The following is a 24,392-nucleotide window of genomic DNA, read 5'->3' as shown; positions in this document are numbered from 1 at the left end:
CATTCCGTTCTCAAATGGAATGGCGATTTTTTATTAACTTTCATGAGCTAATTCAATAATTTCTCCTTTTGTATTAAAACGAACAACTAAAAGTTCATCGCTAACTTCTGGTAATAATTTGAAATCGAATGTTAAATCGAGCTCATTATTAGCATTTTCTGAAAACCAAGCACCTGATAGCACTAATTTATCAACTAATATTTCATTTGTTATATTTTCTATTGCACCACATTCTGAGACTTCTAAAACGTCTTCTGTTAATTCTTCTATATGAAACTCAAAATAATTAATAATCGTATCATTCACTGCAAATTGCGCTAAAATAGTTTTCTTTGCTCTTAAGTAAAGTTCTGGAATTTGATCCGTTAAAGTAACGATATTTTTAAAATAATCTTCTGAAGTAAGTTTCTCGAAAATATTAAAGTCGATTGTCACTTCTTTACCATCTAAAAGGATTACAGCATCCATCATAGTGCCTTTTTCGTCCGAATAAGGTACTGTTCCTAACAACTTGGTAGTTAATGTTCTGTTTGTCATGTTAAGTGCCTCCTAAAAATATTATCTAGCATACGTTCAGTATACGTAGCCAGAATTGAAATAGCAACTAGTTTCACAGTTCTGCTTTCAGGGAAACTAGTAACAACTATTTAAACCGAAGAAAGAAGGAAACCCCATGGTAAAAATCACGAGTTATCCCGCTGAACCTTCTGATGTTAAACATTATATTTCTGGAGAAAAAATGAAAAATGACCACCATTTGCATACCGTACTTACATTTGATAGTCATTTAAATATAGACGTTCTAAAAAAAGCAGTTATACAGTCTACTAAAAAACTTCCGCTACTTCTTTGCCATTTTAAGGAAACAAAAAAAGGTGCTTTTTGGCAAGAAAGTGTTTTTTCTGAGGAGGATTTGCTTTTCCTCGTTGAAACAAAGGCGCCAGAAACCGAAGTGAATCGCGCACTCATTGCAAAACTATCTACTGAAAATGGTCCACAAATTTGTTTTACTGTTGTTCGGACTGAGAGCGCCGATCAGCTTGTTATTATAATGAATCATATGTTAGCGGATGGCGCTGGTTTTAAGGAATATCTATATTTGCTGAGCGAACTTTATTCTAAGTTGCTAGAAAATCCAGATTACCATGCGAATTTGAGCTTAGGTTCGCGAAGTTTAAAACAAGTTTTCGAGCAATTTTCACGCAAAGAAATAAAAACGATTTTCACTGAAAAAACGAAGCAACAATCCATCATAAATCCAACATTTCCACTAAAAGGTGACCCGAAAAATCCAAAAGTTATTTGGACTAAACTACCAAAAGAGAAATTTCCGCAAATCCTCCACTATGCAAAAGAGCACGATGCGACGGTGAATGACGTTCTTTTTGCAGCAATGGCGCGCACCGTTCTGCAAACAACAGGGGAACATGAGCTTTCCATTGATTGCCCGGTGGATCTCCGCAAGTATTTGCCAAGTAAAACCAGTAGCGGAATTACCAATCTAACCGCCAATATTACATGCCAAATTAGCGCAGATGACGACCTAACGTCTTTCGAAAGTACACTCCAAGCCGTCAAAAAATCGCTCAATTCACAAAAAAACAGCTTAGCCCCTCTGCGAATTTATTATTTATTGGAACTGATTTTCAAGAAAAAGCGCTACATTTTCGCAAAAAAAGCTTCTGGAAAAATGTATTCTATTCCGAAAACAAGTTTTACGAATATCGGAATTATTGACGAAAAGAAACTCGTTTTTAAAGGAATCACTTTAAAGGATTGTTTTATTTGCGGCTCTTTAAAATATGCACCGTTTTTCCAAGTCGCCGCTACTACTTTCCGAAATGAGCTGACACTAAGTACTAATTTGCATGGTACTATGCAAGATCACGCTTGGCAGAAAGAATTTTTGGAGGAGATGATTTCGGAATTTCCTTTTAAATAAGAAACAGCCTACCTCGACCAAGGTAGACTGTTTTATTTTATTTCAACAATTCCCGAAGTGCATCCCCGCGGTTTGTCAATAGTTTTCCTAATGCTTTTTCAAAATCATTAGAAACAACATCTAATTGATTATTCTTAATATCGTGTTGGAAAGATAGAAACATTTCTGCAACAGGCTGTGGTAATCCGACAGAAACTAAATTTTCTACAAATCCTTTATCATCAGAAGAAATGACTTCGAAATCTTTTCCAGTAGCTTCTTTTAATGCTTCTGTAAGTTCTGCGTATGCCATTAGTGGGCCAGATAGTTCAAGGATTTCTGGGAAGTCAGCGCCTGCAACAGCTTTTGCAGCTACTTCTGCATATTCGCGTTTTAATGCCCAGCCCACTTTACCGTTTCCAGCTGCGTATACAAATTTTCCACCATTCAAAGCGCCACCAATCATTGGCATTTCATTTTCGAAGTACCAGTTGTTACGCAAGAAAGTGTGCGCAATTCCGGATTTTTTGATTACTTTTTCAGTAAAAATATGATCCGCCGCTAGAGCACTAGTGGAATTATTTGCGTCTGCGAAACTTGTGTAAGCAATATAAGAAACTCCTGCTTCTTTTGCAGCATTTACTACATTTTCGTGCTCTACTTGACGATTGCCTGGAGCACCAGAGACAAACAACACACGATCAATCCCTGCAAATGCTTGTTTCATTGACTCTACATCACCGTAATCACCAATTCGAATATTAAATCCCGCTGCTTTCAAATCCGCTCCTTTTTCTTCACTGCGAACTAAAGCATACATATCAGACATTGGAACCAATTCTTTTAAATAAGTTAAAGCATAACCACCAAGTCCACCTGTTGCACCAGTTACTAAATAAGTCATTTAAACCACTCCTTCAAAATTTTAATTATTTATGCTGTACATTTATAATTTACACCTTTATAATAAACATTATGATAAGATAAGTCAAGAAGAAACATTGAAAGGATTGAATAAAATGAAATACTCCATCCAATTTAGTGATGCTATCCACATTTTGGCTTATATAGAAATTTTTAAAAATACGAATTTGTTATCGAGCGAAATAATTGCCAGTAGTGTCAAAACAAATCCTGCTAATATTAGAAGAATTATGAGTAATTTAAAAAAAGCTGATTTAATTACCACACAAACCGGTAAAGCGAATCCGATTCTTGCTAGAGCGCCAGAAGATATTTCACTGCTTGATGTTTATAAGAGTATAGAAGGCAATACGAATTTAATTCATGTTGATCCAAAAACAAACCCAGATTGCATCGTCGGAGCCAATATCCAACAAGTACTTTCAAGTAAATATGAACTACTCCAACAAAAAATAGAACTTGAAATGGATCAAATTAAATTAGATAGTATTATCCATGATATTTCTGTACTGGAAAGCAAAGATCGACCGCAGAACAGCGAGTTTATTACTAAGTATTTGTAAAAACGAACATACACACTGTAGCGCGTCCCTAGAGTTAGACCAAAAAATCTAACTCCGGGGGCGTATTTTTAAATGAAACTATACAAAAAACATTACTGAATCAAAGCAAAATTTGATTGTGGGCTATTCCAATATCATGAATGACCGCATAAAAAACCGACCAGATTTATCTGATCGGTTTTTAGGTCTAACTTTTGAATCTTACTACATTCTTCCAATAGTTACTGAATCTTACTATTATGATGAATCACTTTGTTTTTACTTTTGTTTTTCTTCTTAAGAACATCCATCCTCCAACAAATAGCAACGTAACACCCATGAAAATTAGCTCTGTATTCAAAGTATCTCCTGTTTTCGGCATATTTTTTGTTGATTTCGTTGTTTTTGGATCTTTTGTTGGTTTGTTATTATTATTCTTACCTGGTGTTACTATAAACGATGAATCATCTTTTTTGACTGTTAATAGAATAATTTTCTTATCAACGCCTCCAGATGAATTTGTCGCCGTTACAGTTACTTTATACTGCCCTGCTGTGTTCCAATCAACAATTTCACTTAGATTAGTAGTTATTGTTACAGTTCCATAACTATTTGTAGCTTTGGCACCAATATCTTGCAAAAATTGCTTATCAGAAACTGGTTTTCCTTTTGGATAACTAATTTCTACTTTGTCGATGGTCAGTATAGGGCTACTTGTATCTACAATCTGCACTGTGCCTTTTAATTTACTGGATTTATTTCCAAGTGCATCAGTAACAGTAAAGTAGATAGGATAAGTTCCTACTTTATTAAGATTAACTTCACTACTATCTACTATAATATTTTTTGTAACATCACCATCAACAATATCAGTCGCTTTTACTCCAAAGAAAGTTAACCAATTCGGTTCTTTGCTTTGTACTTCTAATTTGTTTGTTGATTTACTCATTTCTATGCTTGGTCCAGTTGTATCTTTAATTGTTAAAGTAACAGTTGTTTCAGCTGTGTTGCCTGAATCATCTTTCGTTGTTACTTTAATAGAATACTCACCTGGAACATTGCCTTTAATTGTTTGTTCTGGTGTATAAGTTACTTTTAATTTATTACCTGAAAGATAATCTGTTGCTTCAATATTAAATATAGATTCTAATGATGGTAACTCGTTTACTGCTTCGATTGTTTTATTATCAGCATTTTTGAAAGTTGGTGCGATTTTATTAAAGATGCTTACTGACACTTTTACAGGTTCTGCAGTATTACCGTATTCATCTTCTGCATTTAAAGTAACTGTATATGTTCCTGCTTTGTTTAAATCTACTTTTTCTGCAAAATCACTAGTAATTTTAACATCACTAGATAATTCATCTGTTACTTCTGCATGGATATCACTTAAAAAGTTAGCTTCGGTTACTTCTGTTTTTCCTTGATAACTTATTTTTGGATCTGCAGTAATAACTGGTTTATCCTTACTTACTTCAACCGTTACTTTTTTTGTTGTTTGGTTACCCGCAGTATCTGTAGCAGTGATGGTTACTTCATACTTACCAGGCTTATTCAAGTTTACTTTTTCAGCAAAATTAGAAGTAATAATTAAATCAGTTGTATCATCATTGTTATCTGTCACATCTAAACGAGCATCTTGGAAGAATTCTGCTTCTGTTTTTGTTGTATTGACGTGGTAAGACACATTATCTGCTTTAATTACAGGCCCTACAGTATCTACTACATTAATAGTAATTGTTTGTGGAATAGCTTGATTTCCACTAGAATCTGCTAAATTTACTTGAACTTGATATTGCCCAGCTTTCACACTAGTGATATCACTAAAAATAGTACTAAAGTTACTAGTAAATACCATTGGCTTTTTATTTGGTTGGACTGGTTGACCTGGTGCTAAATCATAATTATCTCCACCGATAAGTCCTGCCGCTGTATACAATCCTTGTTCAGTTAATTTCCGCATATTTTCGATAGAATAAGTTAATGGATTATTCGTTACTATAATTGTAGGCGCGATAGTATCTACTATGCGTAAATCTACTGTTTGAGTGGCTTTATTACCACTTGCATCCGTTGCTGTAACAGTAACTGGATATGTTCCAAGTACATCCCATTTAACTTTACTATAGTCTATTACTGGCGTGATATTTCCATCATGCGTATCTGTTGCTACTACATTTAATGGCTTAATCCAATCAATATTTGCTTCAGTACTATTCACTTCTGCAGATGAATCTTGATTAACAGTTAACGTTGGAATTGTATAATCGATATCAAACGTTTTTTCAGCGGAAGCCGTGTTTCCAGCTTCATCTGTTGCTGTGTTTTTAGCTATATACGTTCCTTCATCGTTTGGAATACGAATCGTATTTCCAGTTCCGGAATAAATAACTGTTCCGTTACTATCTTCTAATGTCCATTCATTTGTTACTTCTGTTGCTTCATCGCTTGATTCAATTGTAATCGCACTTGGAGTAACTTCCCTATCTAGTATAATTTTTGTAGTTGGTTTACTAGTTTCAGTAATATAAATTTCTGCTACTCCACCCACACCTGGAACTACACTATTTAAAGTATATTCATTGGTAGACATATTAAATAGAGGGTTCTTGGCCGAATAGACAAAATTCGTTCCTGTTGGCGCAGTTACTTTCAATTTAAAATTAGCCGGATTTTTAATAGCTACATCGCCAAAAGAAAATTCTCCCTTACTATTCGTTTTAATTGCTGATTGTACTTCTTTTCCATCTTGATCAAATAAAGCTATTTCATAATCTTGACCGTAAGATGTGATTTTTGGTTCTCCGTCTTTATTTACAAAAACAACAGCTCCTTTAATAGGTGTTGACATGTAAATAGGTATTTGGATACCAACTAGATTTTTAGGATTTCCGCTAGCCAAATCATCAATGGTGAATTCTGTAGAGTTATTGACAGTTACCCAACCAATGGAATCATCTTTTGAATCTTTTACGATTTTGTATGGACCAGTAGTAATAAAGTCTGCGTTTTTATTTGGTAGATGAGCAGCTATTTTATAGGTTCCATTACTCAAGCCATTAAAATCAAATAAACCTTTTTCTTTATCCAAAGAGTCCGAGGAAGTATAAACGGTTTCCACTTTCTCAAATTCATTATTATTCTTTTTGTATAAATCTAACTTAACAGCATTTAACCCTAGTTCATCCTCATCTTGTACACCATTTTTGTTAAGATCGGAAAAAGAATTACCGGCTATGTTTAAATCTGTTGATGGACTTGTACTTTTTACTCCCCCACGTGGAGGTTCTGATGCTAATTTGCTTGTACCAGAGCTTGTTTCCTTGTCAATCCGGTAAGCAATCGAGTTATACGCCATTTCACCATTTCTTGGAGCATCAGTTGGAACTATTGCTTCAAAATTTAGTGTGATTTCGTCCCCTACTTTGAATTCTGTATTCGGTAGTTTAATTCGGAAACTTTTCACATCAGTCATATTTGTTGGAGCCGAGATTTGCCAAGGATCGCCTGCTACATTCTCCCCGTTTGTATCGAAACGTTCAGGTGTATTACTTGTTGAATATTCTAAAGTTGCTGAATCACTTTTCTCTCCATTAACAAGAACTTCGATTTCACTAGTCGGGATAACTGAAAACTTCGATCCACGTGGACCAGTTCCTAAAACATACTGATCATCAATGTGTGGAAGTATATCAATAATTTCCAAGTTATTCATACTTCTTGTACCATTATTTTCAAATGTTAAATTATAATCTACTCTTTTACCAGGAATTGTAGTAGCTGTACTTGTACTAACATCAACAAAGTCGTTATCTTGACTTCCTTTAATTTTCATTTTAGTTGCAAGGCTATTAGATACACCTACTTCTGCTACCTTCGATGTAGACAAGTATTTAGTAGATGTTACTCCTGGAAGTTTAGATTGTAATTCGCTAGATAATTCTTTTGTTTCAAGTCCTGAATTACCAGCGCCATTTAAATTCCAGCTGGAATCAGTCATTGATCCCATACCAAATTCTACTTTATTAGCGCCACTGTTTGTTTTATTTAATTTAAAAAGTAAATCTAATGCTAACATTTCACAACTTTCCATGCCTGCTGCTAAACCAGTATCTGGCGCTTCCCAGTAATACAATGTGGAACCATCTGATAAAGTTTCTTGTCCTTGAACATCTGCACTAGATTTAGGGTAAAGCGTATCCGTTCCATTAGAAGGAGCATACGTATAATTTAATGTGCTTCTATAAGGTTGTTGAATGAAATTTCTCTTAGTTTCTACATCTATACCCTTTGGTACTACTACAAAAATATATGGATTTTCTAGTTTACTTCCAAATGAGCCTAAGCGAACTGACTGTGCAATTTTGTCACCATTAAAGAAAATTGTACTTTCAAATCCTTTGCCATAAATACCAGCATTTGAAGATAAGAAAACTTCGCCATTTATTTTCGCTGGATCAGAAGTTTTTTCTACTACTTGAATGTTCTTTTCATAACTACTTGTAGTTGTATCAATTGTTTTACTCGTGTTGTCAGAGTCTGTATAGGTGATAGATTCTGGTTGGAGTTTAAAAGTTTCTCCTGCTTTCACACCAATATTCTGCATTCGAATTGTGCCATAAGTATAAGGCGGCATATCTTTATCATTAATAATTCCATCTCTAGATGTAAGCTTTAACTTTTCAATGCGATTAACTGACTGGTCAATCTTTGAAAAATCCCAACCACTAGATGTTTGAGGAGCCATTGATATCCATTTACCATTCTGATAATACTCTAATTTTTTCATACTTGCCATTGAGTTATTATTAGGAGTGAAAGATAATGCTTTAATCCCTTCAGGAATTGGTGCCACAATTTCTAAATCATTTACACCTGGTGCCGCAGAAGATATTCTAGGCATGAATCCCCATTCTATTACATCACCTTCTGATATACTTGTTTTAGAAACTTTGCTATCGACAGCTATTGAAGTAGCTGAGTCAGCCACTTCGCTCTTAATTTTAATGGAAGTTACTAAAACATCTTCATCATATACATTCACCGTACCAGTATAAACTGTTCCTTTAACCGCATCTGCTGGTATTTTCGCTGCCATTGATACCTGTATTTTTTTGTAAATATTAGCATTAATTGGTCCATATTCGACTACTTGCTTCTCATCATCATTAACAAGTACATTTGCTTTACCATTAACTGTACTAAGCTGTGACCAATAAGGCTCTCCGAATCTAATTACGTAAGGATCTGCAGTATTAATAGATATAACATCCCCACCATTTTCTTTAAGATATTCTAATTTTAAATTTTTGAAACTTTTATTTTCCAAACTTTTCTTCTGGATTTCAGGCCATTGGATGGAATATCCACCTGGCTTAAGTGAATATGCGATTTCTTTCATATTAAATTCCCAGCTATTATCACCTGCTGTAATTGGGCTGTAATCTAAATTGGTGCTACTTTCTTCTAAATTAACTGTGGTTGTTTTTTCTTCTGGTGTGTAGGTGTCACCAGCACTGTTCTCACCTGATAGTGTAGCTTTTAGGTTCATTGGTACTCCTGGCTTTGCACCATAACCAGCTCGTACAACTATTGGAATATCAAATGGAGCACCACTAGATATATTATCCACTAAGTTAATGGTTAATTTACCTGTAAGCGCACTATAAGATGTTGATTTTATATTTCTATTTGCTGTTGTATCTTTAGGATAATTCACTAATTCAAGATTAGAGTTATTAAAGTCTATTACTAATTTACCGTTTTTCAATGTTGAAGAGCCATCTAGAAAATTAATAGAATAGTTAAAAGTTATTTGTTCTGTATAATTAGCTAATGTAGCTTTACTTGAATCCGCTTGAAGAAATAATTTATCCGAAATAGATGAACCAAGTAACTGTCTACTTGATTTTTTGACTGTTTTTGCAACTTCTTCATCTACGTTTTTAACAACTAACTCTAACTTTGCTTGTACTTTATCCCCTTCTTTTAGTTCTAATTCGTATGTTCCTGTTTGAGAAGGAAGTAAATATAACGTTATTTCTTCGCCTGTACCTATAATTGTTAGCTCATTTTTTCCTTTGTCATATTCAACTTCTTTTCCTGTCTTTTTCTCATCTAAACTAAAAGATTTTGGTAAAGATAATTTATATTCTTTATCTTTCACAGCACCTTTTATAACAATTGTATTATTATCAGCTTCATTATTAGTTGATTTTTTTTCTAACTTAATAGCTTCTTGTTGCTGCTCATCAGTAGTTGCATAAACAATACTATGGTTTGAGACAATCACAGTTTGTATTAAGATAGTAAAAGATAAAATCCCTATAAAGATTTTTCTAATCAATTTATTTTTCCTCCCATTCTACATATTGTAGGTTCATTCCTATTTATTATACATATGGAATTTGTCATTAAATAGAGGTGATTTCATACAAAACCTATGAAAAAAGTAGAAATGTGAACAATGAGTGAACAATGAAGTTTATATAAATTGATATCCCTTGTTAAAACTAAATTAAAACGAATTTAAAAAAATCTATTTATAGCCAAATAAATCCAATCCTTTAAAAGGATTGGATTTATTAAAAATAATAAATACTTTTTTAAGGGCTTACTTAGTCATCTTCAGTAGGCGGTACTATAGTAATAGGATACAAATCCATATTGTAAGTGACGACTGTATTATCCTCGGATAGAGTACCTTCTATATTATCCGGAACTATTACTTTATTCTCCCAATTTATAATTCCCCAAGATCCTCCTTCATCATTTGGAGGTCCCATAACATATGGAACTTGATTGCCTTTATCGTCTATTATGTTAAAAATCATTCTTTCAGGTAAAGAATATTTATCTCCTTCTTTTCCTTGAATAATAATATCTGGAACTGTTTCTCCCTGATTATATAGTTGATTATTATAATTTAATTTCATGTGGTATTGATCTAAATTAGGATAAAGAGGTACTAATTTGCCGTCTTGAATCTTCGTTAAATCATCTAAAACAAACGGTCCGCCAGTTAGTCTGTCAATAAATTTAATGGTAAGTGTGACATCTTGCGCATTTTTGATATAAATATATTTAACTTGGATCGGTTCATTAGACAATATGCCTTTTGCATTAGATGGTAGTTTATTTGTATCTAGCGTATATCCTTCGATTTGCAGTTGATCTGTTTCTACTGTTGCATCATAGGGATCTCCCACATTTCCACTGATTATTTTTGGTTCATGAATTTGATTACCGTTTTCATCAAGGTATTCAATAGTTAAGTTAGCAGCTGGAATAGCTTTTTTATCATAAATATACGTTACTATTTGTGAGTTATTCGTAAATTTACCTGTTGCATTACCTTGTACTTCTTTAAAATCGTAATCTTCAATCTCTTTTTGTACAGTTTTGTAGGTTTTTCCAACTTCACCTTTTAATGTTTCACTTGGGGCTATAGAATTCCCTTGTTCATCTTGGTAATTCACTATTACTGTGCCTTGTTCCACTGGGGGTGTTGGGGTGGGCTTATTATCATTTTTACTTGTGTGGATATAGCCAATATACCTATATCCTTCAATGGTTGCTGGTTTTTTTGTTTCTTTTGTACCTTTTGTTACCGTCATTGTTTCTTGTGGTTTTAAAAGACTATTTTCCACTGCTTGAACAATAGGTCCCGCTAGTAAACTTGTACCTGTAAATATGATTAGAAACAAAAGGAACTTATTTTGTTTTTTCTTTTTTAAAGTAAGAAGAGCTATTCCTCCACCTAAAAGTATAAATCCTAAAATAATTAAATATATATTAGAACTTATATCACCAGTTTTTAGTAAGTTTTGTCCATTAGAAGCACTATTTGTAAAGCTAGTATTTCCATATACCGGCGAATCATTTTTTTGATAAACAAATAGATAATTTTCATAATCATTTTTATTTATTTCATCTGGATTGCCTTTGATAATATTATTTTTTTGTGTAGTATCTAAAGTATTAAAATCGACATAGTCATACGTAATTTTACTTATATTAGTTTCGGCAGCGTTTACAGAAATGTTTCCAAACACAAAACCTAAAAGTAACAGAGTAGCTGTGAATAAACTGTAAATGAATTTTTTGTTCATTTTAGCTATCATTCCTCTCCCATTTAAATATTTATTAATAAGCGTACTCAAGAATGCCACGATTTCAAATAGAAATTAGTTCTTCTATCCTTTTAATTATAAAGGATTAAATGATGCTAAACAAAGATTACAAACTATTTATCAATAAAAAGCAATAGATAATCTTATATAGAAATATTTCAGTAAGTAAAGTTTTCTACTTTATACTCTTTGAAGTTTAAAATAGAAAAAACACTTTGATTTATTTTGTCAAAGTGCTTTGGTATCTCTTTATTTGTAAAACTTAGAAACTGATTATTTTGGACGGCGGCTTATTAGCACATCATCAAAAATCAACGTAATAGGATAACCTGTCTCATCCTTTATTTCAATCCAATCATCAATATTGTCAGAATCTCCATCATTCATGATGTGGTACTCTGAAAAACCAGTGTTTATATCTGGTAATTTAATAAACTCATATTTTTCTTTTGAACAGTCAAAACCCAATTCCCTTATTTTTTCGAGCCAATATACAGCTTGCTCAACTTCCACTTTAGATTTTATCTTATCGCTATCTCCACCTTTAATAGCTGAAAGTAAAGCTTCTCGTTCTTTTTTTAGTAGTTCAATCACATATTCCATAATCATTTCCCTTGTCTAAAAATATAAATATTCTTCATCCATTTATTATTGTAAATAGTTTATATCGTTTATTTTAATAATACTACAATATCATATTTTATCAATGTGCAGCTTTTTTAAGCCTCTGACTGCTCATATTAGGGTGAATAGTTATTCTGGTAAACTTTTTTCTAAATTGATAAGTTTTTATGCGCATTTCCACTTTGTTACTCGTTAAATTTCGCATGAAAACTATCGTCCCGTTTTATTTCTTCTAACACCACTTCTGCTTTTTCCTTGACTGCAATTGAAATATCTCGCTTTAAAAGTTTTTCGATATTTAATACTATATTTTCTTTATTTGTTTGATTAACAACATCTCCCAGAACATCCAAGCTTCTAATCACCGTCAAATGATAATTGTCGTCTAGTAGAGCAAGAAGCTTTGGCAACATTTCTTCTTGGCCAAGAAAATAGAGCGCATAATAAATACCTACTTTTGCAAAAGAATCCGTTTCTCTATTTAACTGTTCTTGTAGTATCGCTTTCGCTTCATCAGTTCCTACAAAACCGATTGATTCAGAAGCAAAACAACGTACATTAGGGTTTTTATCGCCCAACGCCTTCTTTAAATACGGGAGACTTTCTACTTTAGCCAAATTCCCTAAAATTTCTATGGAGCACATTTGAACTAAATCATCGTCGTCTGTTGTCCCTATGAGGGCTGCTTGAAAAACTGCTTCGCTATCAAAATAATATAAATACTCATAGGCAAATATTCGAGTATTCTCATCGCTATTATTTATGCTAGCTAGTAAGATGTTCTCCAATTCTAGTGGGGGCCTCTTCAAGATTTAACTCACTTATCAAATTTTCTGCCTTCTCATAATCAAAAGGTTTTTGCTGGATAATAGTTTTAATTTCATTGAGAATTTTTTTCGTTTTTTTTAGCATATACTCCCACCTCCAAATGGAATCTCATCGTTGCTTCCACTTGCGCACAATCTTCTTCAGAAAGCTTTCTTTTTCCACCTCTTCATCCGCCCTGCAATTTATAATATGTTTAAAATATCTCGAAAACTCCGAGTCAAAGTTAAAATTATCTTCCCCATACTGAATAAGTTGCTCTCTGTTCGCTCTTTTCCATTTCAAATAATCTTTTTCCGGTATACCAAAAGAAGTCAAAAAGACGTCATCCGGGTTATTTATTGCTACATTACGAAGCATTTCCTGCCCTTTCTCCTCAAGTTCCAAATAATTATCATTTTCTTCAAAAAAGATTGGGTTAATTAGCATGCAATAACCCATTATCCAGTCGACCTCTGTAATATTTCTCAGCTCGCTAATGCCAAAATCAAACATACTTTTTAACTTATCATCTTCCGTCTCATTTTCTTCCATTCCATACATATAGGCTATCATATCCCATTTAATATAAAACGCCCGTACAAAATAACGAATATTCTTCTTATCAGACATCCAGGTATTATAGCTATAATCTAATACCTCTTGAACCTTTTCTTCTATCTCCAGTTGGTCTAGTTCTTTCCATTCTAGGTTTATCATAAGATTCTCTCGTTTCTATGAGTAATTGTTATGGAATATACAAAAAATCTTTTATTAATGTAAACACAAAAATTAGTAAACATAAAAAATATAGTGAGCATAACGTGTACAAAGTCTTTTTATTTTCATATAGTTTAAAATATAAAAAAGCAATGACGATTAGCAATGTTATTGTAAAAACCGCTATCACACTTGATAAAAATTCTAGCATGCCCGCTCCCCCTCATTCACACTGTAAAGAAAACAAACGTAGATAAGATAATACCACCTACTACAGTAAATAAGTACGGCATAAACCTTATTAATTTGTTTTTCTTCCCTCTATATTTATCGAAAAATATAAAACATAAGGTAGTTATAGCTAAAAATTCAAGCGAAATGATAGTTTTTAAAATCGTCAACATATAAAGTACCTCCTTTTGTTACTTTTCTAGAAGAATTTAAGTTTTTGGAGATTAAGCAAACAATCTATCTGTTTAATTTAATCAATCCGCTCTTTTTAAATCATATCAACCTTGTATAATATATCTTTTCTTTGCTTATGAGCTAGAACTAAACGATCATTGTCTATCCATTTTAAATTTCCTAGGTGTGCGGAAAATACAAACGGATTTGGTAAATCACTGAGGATAAATTCTTTTCTTATGATTTTCTGTTCCTTGTTAAAAATAACGATATATATGTCAGCTTTGTATAAGCCATGCTCAATATAAATTTGTGCTTTTTGTTTTCTATTTGGGCTGGATTTTGGTTTTTTATAGTAGTAATTATTTTGATAGTCTAATTCTTTTACCTTTTCATATGCCTCAATAAATCTAGCCTTATCTAAGCCCAAATTACGACACGCTTCTATAGCTCCTATGTGAAGCAGTTCTAAAATGATCTTTTTCTTTTCTGAGTCATTTTCATCATTAAACTTATTTAAATCAAACAACTTATTTTCAAAATAAACTCTATAAATGGCATCGAGGTGATGAGATTTATCCACTTTTTTCCCCGTTGGTATACAATTAATATCAATACAAGAAGTCTCTTTTGTCATCATTGGCTTAAATGCACCCGAATACATTTCTGAAATACAGTGGCTTTGACTGTCAAATGACATAATTGGATTCTTTTCTTCATCATAATCAAAACCTATAGAAAAATAGTTTAATTTTTTCATATTTCATCTCCAAGAGTAAATTTTATGCCAAGGTACTAGAAAACAAAAGATATAGCGAACAAATATCCATTAGTATTAAAAAATTGTGTTTTCTTGATGCCCCTTTATTTGCTTAAAAACCTTTGCTTAGTAGCGTTAAAACAGCTATTCCTCTATAATTTAGAAAGCTGGACAATGTTGAATTCATTTTCACTTTCTAAAACTACTTCACTATATCCGGTACTTATTGCATATGCTTCATCATATACTTTTTTATCTATAATGATTTCTTCCGTAATTTCCATACTTTCATTTACCTTATAAATACGGTTCCGATAGCAAGCGTAAAAGTTGTCTCCCACACTCACCAATCCGTCCACAGTATAATTTATTACGACTTTATTCCGAACTTTTTTAGATGTTAAATCATAGTCTAAAGTGAAGTCATCACCATTATCTTCATAACACAGTATCCGTATAGTTTTATTATTACAGCTAATCGATTGTACATCAATGAGCGTTTCTAAAATGGTATCATCCAATAGCCCAGTAATTTCTCCTGTAAATATATCTATTTTAATAAGCCCAAGTTTTGCTATGGATAAATTTCCCTCATCGCTAAACATACCTTCTTCCGAATAAATAACATAAGCTTCATCGTTTATAACGAGAAAATCTTCCACTTCTTCTCTCAATATATATTTAAAATTCTTTCCCATACATAAGATGAATAAATAATCGCAAGCCTCTCCATGACAAAAAATACAAATCTTCTCATCCGACAATATGACTTTGTTAATTCTGAAATACCGATTGGAAATTATTTCATCGTTTATTTCACATAAAATTTCTTCCCCAGAAAAAAGTTTCAAACAGTTTTTTTCTATTTGGAAATTAAGTACTTCTCCTCCAGTTTCTTTAAAAGCGTAAATAGATTGTGCTTGTTTTTTTATTTTCAGCATCGATCATAGTCCCTCCTTAGACCTCAAATTTCATAATCGAAATACACTATTAGGTCTTTTAATAAGTAGCTTTTCTTATTTTCATGCCCTTCTAACCTTTGTTGTAATATCAAATCAGCTAGATTGTTTGTCTATACCACTCCTTTAAATATGCTTCAGGGAACTTAACTTTCTCAAAATCCAAACTCTGTAGTGTATCGATATCATACGAATTAACTAGATATAAATCCCATTGTGCTGATATATCTTCTAGTAACTCTCTTTCTTCTAATGATAGATTATCGTTTATTGACTGCTGATTCTCATCAACATATAGTATTTTATCCGACCTTTCAACCAGTTCTTTACTTGTAATTACATCGGTAAGTGCCTCAGTGAGATTCATTTTTATCACATCCATAATACTACTCTTATCCAAATTACATCCTCCTACCATTTATGAGAATATTTCCCGTTATTAAATCTATAGTGAAGGGCTTATTTTTAGTTTGTTCATCAAATCTTGTTCTACACTGCACCCGAATCGCAGGTTATCAAGCATATTATGGACATTTTTGGTTCACCCTGGCTTCTGATTTGGCTAATTTCTTAAAATCAGCATTTTTGTTCATTACTTAAGATTATAACTGAGCTTCCATCATAATCCGACATAATCAAAAACTCATCTTTATCAAGATGCAACTCAATTTTTCCTACTACCTTATTTCTTTTAAAAATAGTATCTTTTTGTGAATAGTGCAAAATATTGTCTATTTTATATCCAGAAATAATGTGCACAAGAAAGTTTGAATTGGCTAAAAGTCTGAAAATAAATAGAACTTCATCGAGATGCACGCTATCTAATTGGATGTCCTTAATTAATAACAGCTTCGTTCTTTCATATAAAATCTCGATTATTTCACTACTTGGAAATTTCTCAGTTAAATCTTCTTTGTCAAAAATGCCTAACTCTAAAAGCAAATGCATTGGTTGACTTTTATTTATAATAGTTGTTTTTAATGCATCATCTGACATTTCATCATTGTTAGTAATTATTATTTGTTCCTGATTTGTTAGCGTAAAAATGGTTTTTTCTATGATTTTTGACACCTCTCTCCTATCTCCATTTGCTATTCTTTTTATGCCAAGAACTTTACTCCTTGAGTGATAATCTAAAGAAAATAATCTTCCCCAGCCAGTTTCTTAAATTTTTCCATAATTGAGATTTAGAATATACCTACATATACAGCAATATAGACATACATTAAAAACGAAAAAGTACAAAGTATAAAAGAAAATATGCCTTTATGTTTCATGCTTTTACCATTTTTTTTGATTAAATATAATACTGAAATTATTACTAAATTAATTAAAACCGCAATAGAAACAATCACAATAATGCCCCCTTAATATAATAGATATGAAGCAAATATTGTTATAATAAAAATACTTATTATATATGCTTTTATAAATTTTGATGTCCTTTTACCATTGTCAACTATCTCACTAAAAATAAAAATAATCCATAAAGTTTCAATTCCTAAAAACACTGTAACAATAATATATGTTACGCTATTTGAAAAAAAGAAATTAATTATAATAAAAATAAAAATTATTAGTATCATCGCAAACATAAAACTTTTTTCTTTGAACCAAGTCAATGTAAATTCAACTCCAATAATCGAGAATTTTAATACCTTCTAGTAGCGTTGGAATTTCGAAACGGTCTTGCTTTAAATTAATCTAGACGCTCTTTTTTACAGTACTTATGAGCCTTTTAACGCTTTTAAGTTATCTTCTAATTCTGTTTTAAAACCAGTTATATTCTTTTCTTTCAACTTTTCTTGAAATGCCATAAATATTAAAGGACGGTTTCTTTCATTCAATACGGCTATCAAATTGTTCATAGCTCTGTAACTAGCCGTCATATTGCTCGAGTAAAGTAGTTCAATAAGGCGATTCAAAGCGAAAATTTCATCAGATTCATTAGACAACAAATAAATTCCGTATCTCTGCCCTACTTTTGCTAAATCATTTACTTCTACTTTGTTAGTTTGAACAATATCCATTAATTGTGCCTTACAATTCATATCTCCCAAAGCTTCTGCTGCTGTACAGCGAACCCCAGCGTCTAGGTGTCGAAGCAAATTCTTGATATAAGGAACTGCTTCCAAATACTCATACTCCGCTAGCAATTCTATGCAACTCATCACAACAATGTCTTCATCATTTAAATGTTCTATCGCTTTTTGAGCTATTTCTGTATCTTTAAATTCACTCTTTGCTAAACCTTCAAAAGCAATACAACGAATAAGTGGACTTTCATCATCCATATACGATTTAAATAATTTTTCTAGTTGACTATTTGTTGGATATTCTTTCAATTCTTCTAAAATATTGCTCAATTCATCTACATCAGAAACACTATGAACTTTTCCAATCAAGTGGTGATAATTCATATCATTATGAACCATTTTATCCTCCTATGATATTCATTCATCTAAATTAAAAACCAAATCGTTTAATTTAAAATATTCATTTTCTTTTTCAATGACGTGTTTATCTCCTTAATAATTATTCTTTTCTGTAAATTTTTTCTATCTTTGGAAAATAATTTTCAATAAATAAAACTCGCTATAACATAATAAATATATATTCCTAAAGCGACTATACCTAATATTGCTGATAGGATGGATAAAATTGTAGACTTTCCTTTACGTTTACTCCATAAAACTAATATGAGTTCGATGCACAAAATAATTATTTGCACTACCAAAATCACATAAATATATGATTTCAGGGTTTCACTACTGCTTATGAAAATACCTGTTCCAACTATCATAATCCCCGCAAAAAGTATGCTTGCACCTATGATTTCCAAGATACCTTTAGTTTTTTCTGAGAGAAGCAGCGGAATGAAACAAATTGTAAATGTAATAAAATTTATTGATACATCAATAATAAATTCAATCATAATCGTTTCCCAATTCCCTCCTTTTATAGCGACAGTTTTTCAGTAAAAAACAAAAGTCAAAACCACATAAGTTATATAAGTAAATAAATTAAATATCGTTAGAATTAATACACATACACCTATTAAAACTTCCGATTTTCCGAATTTACTTAAATAATTCATGAATACATTTGCGAAAAGTATCACTATTTCAATTACTAATATAATGTACATATATGTGTGCAATTCCTCTACACAAGAAAGAATTAACCCCGTTCCGACTATCGCCAATCCAGCTATTGATAAGCTGCCAATCACTTTTCCCATTAATTGCTTCTCTTTTTTAATTGCATTTCCACCAACTAAGAAGCATACAAAAGCTATAATATTAATTAAAATATTTAAAATAAAATCCATTTTTCATTCAACTTTCTATATTGTTATTACGATTCTTTATTAACTTTTTAGTCTTAAATGCTCACTGAATAGTAGTTTTTTAAATATGCTTCTTTAAAATCTTCTGCTTCTGATTCATCTGCTGCATCTTTTTTAATAAAATAATCTACCACTTCATCTTTAGAAAGTCGAATCTCACTATTCATTTGCTCCATTTTATTAGAAAATCCAATGATGACTAAATGAGAACTACGATCAAATTTTATTAATATACTCCCATCTAGCAGGAATATAGTAGGGCTAATATCAACTAAATTAATGGGATTTCTTGATTCTTTTGTGAGGATGTTCTCGCCGAATACTCCATCCCATTCATTTACACTTTTTATTTTTATTTTTCCAAGTAATAGCCAACTTGTTAAAAACATTCCAAAAACATCTGAGTGAAAATATATATCTTTTTCTTTATCTAACAAAAGTACGGATAAAATTCGATTTCCTTCTTTCGTATTTTCAAATGCATCTAATGGGAAATATAAATAGTTATATTCTTTGTCAGGTACACAATACGGGAAGTCTAGTCCTGGAAAAGTTAAATCTTTATAGGCTTTATGTAACATATTTCGAAATTTAGCAATCCCTTTAACTTCAAAGTAATCAATAGATTGTTTTTGGTTTCCCACTTTATCCCTCCTGCATTTATATCAGTTCTAAATTCGATTTTTCCATTGAATACGCCATTAACTCACTTGAATCTGATAAAATGACTAATAATGGGAAAACGGATAACAATTTGGCTCTAATATTTTCTATCCTTGGTATTTCGCTAAGCACTAATTTATCTATCTGCTCAGAGATGTCGCAATCTTTTTCTACTAAAAAATACTGGTCATAGCTAGATCCCTCTTCAAATCGTTCTTCATCCTCTTTATAAAAATGAATATATGTCTTTCTAAATCTAGTTTGTTTCACAAGGACTGATTTATCAGCAGCTGCTTCGAAATTACGGGAAATATGAAATTGATATATATCAAATTGAAGAATTAGCCGCTTCATTATTTTTTCAATATCTTCATGAATTTCTTCTAAATATTTACCTTGATTATCATAAGCACCCGCAGTAGTTATACCTTTTAAATGAATCATTTATCTATGCTTCTCCAATTCTGTGTTTAGTTTGTTCGGTGGGATGGTGTATTCTTAATAACATAATGCTTTTTCTTTCTCTCACTTATACCGTCAATTTCCTAAGTATTTAGATACACATGAAAGTCATTATTTTTTGGGAGAATTAATGTTGCATACGGGCTTTCAAGAGGTTCTATATTCCCAGGATTATGAAACATATCCACTTCTGCTTCTGTGTCAATAAAACTAAAATAATAAGGATAATATGAATAAATAGTTATTAAAATACTGATTAATTTATTTTCCAAACTTTTTGCTGGAAACATCTCGGGCAAGTAATCATACGATAGATCAAACAAAACCCCTTGATAGTTATGTTCCTCATAGAAACGTACAACAAATTCCCAATCATCTCTTATCTGCTTGCAATTAATATGAGTCACTTTTGAAAAACTATTATCTTTTTTCACTTCTTCCAAACTTTTAGTGCTAGATAAGTCGCTTTCCGGACTGTAACAAACTATATTTTCAATTTCCACATTTGCTGTACTACTTATCAAATCAATATATTTTTTGACTAGGTTTTTATATGAACTTTGTTTATATACACATCCTGAAGATATGAAACTAGACATTCACACTCCTCCTAAAAAATTTTTTCTCCTTCATTCTGAATTTCACAGCTCTGACACACTTGCTAGGATAAGCCCCAGTAGGTCTTCTAACTCTGAAATTTTATATATAAATGACTTTGACTTAAATTAATTTGGCAATTATTTGCCTCACATCGTCTACCGCTATAAAGCTAATTCATCAACTAAAAATTTCAAGTCTTTTGCATAGAAATTGATTACTTCGCCTTCTAGAATCTGGTAAGTCATGATTGTATTTTGCACTAAAAAATATTCAATGTTTTCGCGTCTATTAAGATCTGACACTCCGCTAAGTAATGCCTTTATATCTACTCCTTTAGTTACAATTATAAATTTGTTATATTCCATTATTCCAGGGTTTTCCCTCAGCGGCTCTGACTTAAAAATGTTTAGAAAACGCTTAGGCTTTAATGGGAATGCTAGATCACTTCGCTTCTTTCTATCTACTGTATATTCATATATATCATATTTATCAAATAGTGGATTTACCACTGTTCTTATTTCGGGCATGATACTAAAATACTCTTGTTCTTTTTCATCATATGAATCCATAGTAGTCATACCTATACTGTATATCATGTTGTCACTCCTCACGTTTTTTCACTGCATTTTGCAATAGGCTTTCTAAAATTTTTATTCCTTATTAATAAATTATTTTTTATAACTCTTCCCTAAACGCTTCCTGAACTTTCTGTATAGCCTATCTTTCATCCCCAGATTCTCCACAGTCAAAAATGTTTCTACATCATACCAAGGAACATCAATATCAAGTTTTTTATCAACCGCTAAAAGGGCTGTGTCTGAATATTCATTAACGAAAAGAAAGAGTTGCTCAGAAGGGAAATACATATAGCAATATAAAAATATCGTTGTCTCTGTTATATTTTCAAAATCCAAATTTTCTACTATGCTACCCTCTTCCTGCGTAAAGTCTATTACTTCCTTTAAATTCAAGATAGTTTTGCTCTTTTGTAAAAATTTATCTTCTTTCAAAATTTCACTAATATACGCTTTCTCATCCTGTGTAATTTCCACAATTTGTTTAATCATATGGATGAATTCTTTCGTATCCATATAAATAGCCTCTGGTTCTTCAAAATAAAAGTTGTATTTTTCAGGATTAGGAAATATTTGTTCTGGTAAATTTTTTTCTAAATCGATAAGTTTTTTTATTTTAAATTCTACTTCATCACTAGTCAATTTGCTCATAAGGCCAACCTCTTTCCAACCCAAAATCACTACATAAGCTTAGAATCATACACATATTATGCGATAATCTTACCTGCATCATTCATCAAAGTACTAACATCGCCATGTGTATTATAGTGATACTATAGTGTTTTATCGTTCATTTCATCTGCAAATGTAATAAAATTTATTGATATATTGATAATAAAATGAACCACGATAACCTCCTAAACGCTCTACTACAGTACTGCCATTATTTCTTTATAATCTCCCACGCATGGGTTAGAAAAGAATATAGAACCTATAAATAAACAAGGTTACATATGTAGGAAAGCACTCAAACACCGTTATCAATGTTATAACAAACTGTACTTTAAAAGTTTTTTCTTTAAGTTTGAAACTAAGTATAAAAATAATTTGTTCTTAACTTCTATAGTGACTTTCATTCCTTAAATACCCAACCGAGGGACTAGCATTATACAATAAATTATAAGGGCTAACAGGAAAATAATGATAGCTATACTGTTAAGGACGGTTTTATTGTTTTTCTTACGTCTCGTTTCATAGCCAATAATTAATATAAGTAGAAAAACAAAATATATTATTATCACAAGTAACATATTATCCCTCGATCCTTCTTAAAAGTAGATAATTATTCCCGTAACCGCAAATAAAGTTAACAATATTAATACTTGCATACACCTAGAAAAGAAGTTGTCTTTCTTAAAATCTATAATAACTATACACATTATAATTATGCCGATGAATTCCAAATCCATTATTAATTTCAAAATTGAATCCATTTCAATCTCCTAATTTGGTTATTTTCTTCTTTTTATTTTTGATGAATACCCATTTAAAACAAGTATTGATTTCTTTTCGAGCTCTTAATCATACTTCACCTGACTAAAGCCCTCTTCCTCCATCTCAATAAGTTTCTTCCCACTATACGCTCCCGCCAAATATCCCTCAATCCAATGTTGACCATTTAGTCCATATGGATTATTAATATCTACGGCTTCTTTGTAATCAATTCGCATATAATTCCCATTATTTGGATGACCTACACTTTTATAATAGAACCGTTCATTAGGACGTAAGACTCCTCCGTTATCTACTTTAAGATATTCTAATTTAGCGAAATCCACTTGCCAATCAAAGGACAAGTTGGTTACTTTCTTCCACTCTTTGCGAATAATTCCCGTGTGACCTGAATCTGCAAACATAAAGATATTTTCTCTAGTTAATTTAGCTATTATTTTTTCAAGCTTCTCCGGTAACTTAGAGAAATAATTAAAGAGCCCAAATACGGAGAAATCCTCTTCTACTTTATCATTGTCCAATTTTAGTATAGCTATATAGCCATATACGTTTACTTCTTCTAAATAAATTTCGTACACATCTCCCACCTGCATTTTCGGTCGGGTTGCTTTTTTTGTGCGGATGGAAACATTGGAAAGCATTTTCTCATCCCACCTGCGTTTATCTAGATTTAAGGCTTGTGTAATTCGTTCTTGAATGATGGAGATTTTTTCAGCATCATCTAAATTGGAAATATCCTTTAGTAGTATCTCATGTAGTTTGATAAGTTCTTGATTCATCATGATTTAACCTCCGCAGTGGCTATTTTGCTTCTTGGCATTTTAGTGATTTTTTATGCATAATTTTTGTGGGCATTTTCTGTAACACACCAAAATATGTTTAGTGGAATGATTCTAAAAAAGCTATTGCTTCACTCCCCTTGCCAAATAATGCTACTGCTGTCACATCGAAAACGGGTACGATGATAATTTGGTTATATTTCATTTGGATTTCTTTAGATATGTCCTGATTCTCTTCACTAGGTTGTAAAAGAAATAAACGGTTTAGCTGTGTTGAACTTGAACCATATAAAAACAACTGAATCAACCATTTCTTCATATTAAAACTAGTATTTTTTAAATCCAAACGAAAAAATCCATCTTCTAAATCTGGTCTATCATCTACTTCAAAATCATCGAGCAAATACATTGTATGCATTTGATTCCCGAATTCTTTACAAATACTATCTATTTCGTTTTCTTCATCAAACTCATAAATATATATTGCATCACAATCTATAATTCCTATCTCAGTTGAAAACTCTTTTATATAGTCTTCATCCATTTTTTGAGCTTCATCGTCCCTATCACTTCCTTTTTTCCATATTTACAAGCATACCCATTCATCGCTTGGGTCTGAATCGTATGCTGTAAATACGCCTTTCTCTAGTCCATATACGCGCCATAAAGTAATATTGTTCGATTTCCTTGTCATACGTGTATCCCACGTGAACATTTTTGA

At 31.8% G+C, this 24,392-nt stretch carries 23 protein-coding genes and 2 pseudogenes; 2 read left to right on the top strand and 23 right to left on the bottom strand.

Features of this window, described 5'->3' with window-relative positions; translation table 11 throughout:
• Positions 1 to 33: 33 nt before the first annotated feature.
• Positions 34 to 537, bottom strand: coding sequence for a DUF2004 domain-containing protein (locus tag HCB38_RS01215; RefSeq protein WP_185608068.1), 504 nt, complete (start codon positions 535 to 537; stop codon positions 34 to 36).
• Between the two features lie 136 nt (positions 538 to 673).
• Between HCB38_RS01215 and HCB38_RS01210 the strand changes: the two genes are divergently transcribed.
• Positions 674 to 1,942 (top strand): condensation domain-containing protein, encoded by a 1,269-nt coding sequence (locus tag HCB38_RS01210; RefSeq protein ID WP_185637297.1) that lies wholly within the window; start codon positions 674 to 676, stop codon positions 1,940 to 1,942.
• Between the two features lie 37 nt (positions 1,943 to 1,979).
• Here the strand turns inward: HCB38_RS01210 and HCB38_RS01205 are convergent, their stop codons facing one another.
• Positions 1,980 to 2,825, bottom strand: coding sequence for an SDR family oxidoreductase (locus HCB38_RS01205; protein WP_185637295.1), 846 nt, complete (start codon positions 2,823 to 2,825; stop codon positions 1,980 to 1,982).
• Positions 2,826 to 2,940: 115 nt separating this feature from the next.
• On the opposite strand from HCB38_RS01205, the gene HCB38_RS01200 reads away from it, so the two are divergent.
• Entirely contained in the window at positions 2,941 to 3,408 is a 468-nt protein-coding gene (locus HCB38_RS01200) for an Rrf2 family transcriptional regulator (RefSeq protein ID WP_512699356.1), read from the top strand.
• Between the two features lie 247 nt (positions 3,409 to 3,655).
• On the opposite strand, the gene HCB38_RS01195 is transcribed toward HCB38_RS01200, so the two are convergent.
• The 21 genes and pseudogenes from HCB38_RS01195 to HCB38_RS01095 all read right to left on the bottom strand — a co-directional run.
• A complete protein-coding gene (locus tag HCB38_RS01195) occupies positions 3,656 to 9,733 on the bottom strand; it encodes a LapB repeat-containing protein (RefSeq protein ID WP_185637291.1) in 6,078 nt (2,025 codons plus the stop codon).
• A 271-nt stretch (positions 9,734 to 10,004) separates the two neighbouring features.
• Complete coding sequence (locus HCB38_RS01190) at positions 10,005 to 11,498, bottom strand: MucBP domain-containing protein (RefSeq protein ID WP_185637289.1); 1,494 nt, start codon at positions 11,496 to 11,498, stop codon at positions 10,005 to 10,007.
• A gap of 294 nt (positions 11,499 to 11,792) precedes the next feature.
• Positions 11,793 to 12,122: a hypothetical protein gene (locus HCB38_RS01185; RefSeq protein WP_185317976.1), complete on the bottom strand. Its 330-nt coding sequence runs from the start codon at positions 12,120 to 12,122 to the stop codon at positions 11,793 to 11,795.
• Positions 12,123 to 12,328: 206 nt separating this feature from the next.
• A pseudogene (locus HCB38_RS01180) lies at positions 12,329 to 13,055 on the bottom strand (HEAT repeat domain-containing protein).
• 24 nt (positions 13,056 to 13,079) lie between these two features.
• On the bottom strand, positions 13,080 to 13,667 hold the full coding sequence (locus tag HCB38_RS01175; protein ID WP_003734625.1) for a hypothetical protein: 588 nt from the start codon (positions 13,665 to 13,667) through the stop codon (positions 13,080 to 13,082).
• A 227-nt stretch (positions 13,668 to 13,894) separates the two neighbouring features.
• Positions 13,895 to 14,071, bottom strand: coding sequence for a hypothetical protein (locus HCB38_RS01170; RefSeq protein WP_003741506.1), 177 nt, complete (start codon positions 14,069 to 14,071; stop codon positions 13,895 to 13,897).
• Positions 14,072 to 14,166: 95 nt separating this feature from the next.
• Positions 14,167 to 14,832 carry a hypothetical protein gene (locus HCB38_RS01165; protein ID WP_003734623.1) on the bottom strand — a complete coding sequence of 222 codons (666 nt, stop codon included), beginning with the start codon at positions 14,830 to 14,832 and terminating at the stop codon, positions 14,167 to 14,169.
• Between the two features lie 152 nt (positions 14,833 to 14,984).
• Positions 14,985 to 15,773 carry a hypothetical protein gene (locus HCB38_RS01160; RefSeq protein ID WP_185637287.1) on the bottom strand — a complete coding sequence of 263 codons (789 nt, stop codon included), beginning with the start codon at positions 15,771 to 15,773 and terminating at the stop codon, positions 14,985 to 14,987.
• A gap of 118 nt (positions 15,774 to 15,891) precedes the next feature.
• Positions 15,892 to 16,191, bottom strand: coding sequence for a hypothetical protein (locus HCB38_RS01155; protein ID WP_003741497.1), 300 nt, complete (start codon positions 16,189 to 16,191; stop codon positions 15,892 to 15,894).
• A 176-nt stretch (positions 16,192 to 16,367) separates the two neighbouring features.
• Positions 16,368 to 16,862, bottom strand: coding sequence for a hypothetical protein (locus HCB38_RS01150; RefSeq protein WP_185637285.1), 495 nt, complete (start codon positions 16,860 to 16,862; stop codon positions 16,368 to 16,370).
• A gap of 656 nt (positions 16,863 to 17,518) precedes the next feature.
• The gene (locus HCB38_RS01145; RefSeq protein WP_185637284.1) at positions 17,519 to 18,226 is read right to left on the bottom strand and encodes a HEAT repeat domain-containing protein; all 708 of its coding nucleotides are present in this window, start codon (positions 18,224 to 18,226) and stop codon (positions 17,519 to 17,521) included.
• 143 nt (positions 18,227 to 18,369) lie between these two features.
• Positions 18,370 to 18,726 (bottom strand): hypothetical protein, encoded by a 357-nt coding sequence (locus HCB38_RS01140; RefSeq protein WP_185620400.1) that lies wholly within the window; start codon positions 18,724 to 18,726, stop codon positions 18,370 to 18,372.
• 39 nt (positions 18,727 to 18,765) lie between these two features.
• A complete protein-coding gene (locus HCB38_RS01135; RefSeq protein ID WP_185620399.1) occupies positions 18,766 to 19,122 on the bottom strand; it encodes a hypothetical protein in 357 nt (118 codons plus the stop codon).
• A 53-nt stretch (positions 19,123 to 19,175) separates the two neighbouring features.
• Positions 19,176 to 19,784, bottom strand: a complete 609-nt coding sequence (locus HCB38_RS01130; RefSeq protein ID WP_185317967.1) for a hypothetical protein — start codon at positions 19,782 to 19,784, stop codon at positions 19,176 to 19,178.
• A 16-nt stretch (positions 19,785 to 19,800) separates the two neighbouring features.
• On the bottom strand, positions 19,801 to 20,247 hold the full coding sequence (locus HCB38_RS01125) for a hypothetical protein (RefSeq protein WP_185308415.1): 447 nt from the start codon (positions 20,245 to 20,247) through the stop codon (positions 19,801 to 19,803).
• A 101-nt stretch (positions 20,248 to 20,348) separates the two neighbouring features.
• Entirely contained in the window at positions 20,349 to 20,864 is a 516-nt protein-coding gene (locus HCB38_RS01120) for a hypothetical protein (RefSeq protein ID WP_260483709.1), read from the bottom strand.
• Between the two features lie 162 nt (positions 20,865 to 21,026).
• On the bottom strand, positions 21,027 to 21,461 hold the full coding sequence (locus HCB38_RS15045) for a hypothetical protein (protein WP_185620405.1): 435 nt from the start codon (positions 21,459 to 21,461) through the stop codon (positions 21,027 to 21,029).
• A gap of 72 nt (positions 21,462 to 21,533) precedes the next feature.
• A complete protein-coding gene (locus HCB38_RS01110; RefSeq protein WP_185620398.1) occupies positions 21,534 to 22,091 on the bottom strand; it encodes a hypothetical protein in 558 nt (185 codons plus the stop codon).
• Positions 22,092 to 22,957: 866 nt separating this feature from the next.
• Complete coding sequence (locus HCB38_RS01105) at positions 22,958 to 23,674, bottom strand: hypothetical protein (RefSeq protein WP_185637282.1); 717 nt, start codon at positions 23,672 to 23,674, stop codon at positions 22,958 to 22,960.
• A gap of 97 nt (positions 23,675 to 23,771) precedes the next feature.
• Complete coding sequence (locus HCB38_RS01100) at positions 23,772 to 24,215, bottom strand: hypothetical protein (RefSeq protein WP_185637281.1); 444 nt, start codon at positions 24,213 to 24,215, stop codon at positions 23,772 to 23,774.
• A gap of 57 nt (positions 24,216 to 24,272) precedes the next feature.
• Positions 24,273 to 24,381: pseudogene (locus HCB38_RS01095) on the bottom strand (RHS repeat domain-containing protein); the annotation flags it as partial.
• Positions 24,382 to 24,392: the final 11 nt, after the last annotated feature.

This window comes from Listeria farberi (assembly GCF_014229295.1).
Taxonomy (GTDB): domain Bacteria; phylum Bacillota; class Bacilli; order Lactobacillales; family Listeriaceae; genus Listeria; species Listeria farberi.
Note: the sequence above shows the minus strand (reverse complement) of the source record. Positions and strands in the feature narration are given on the sequence as shown.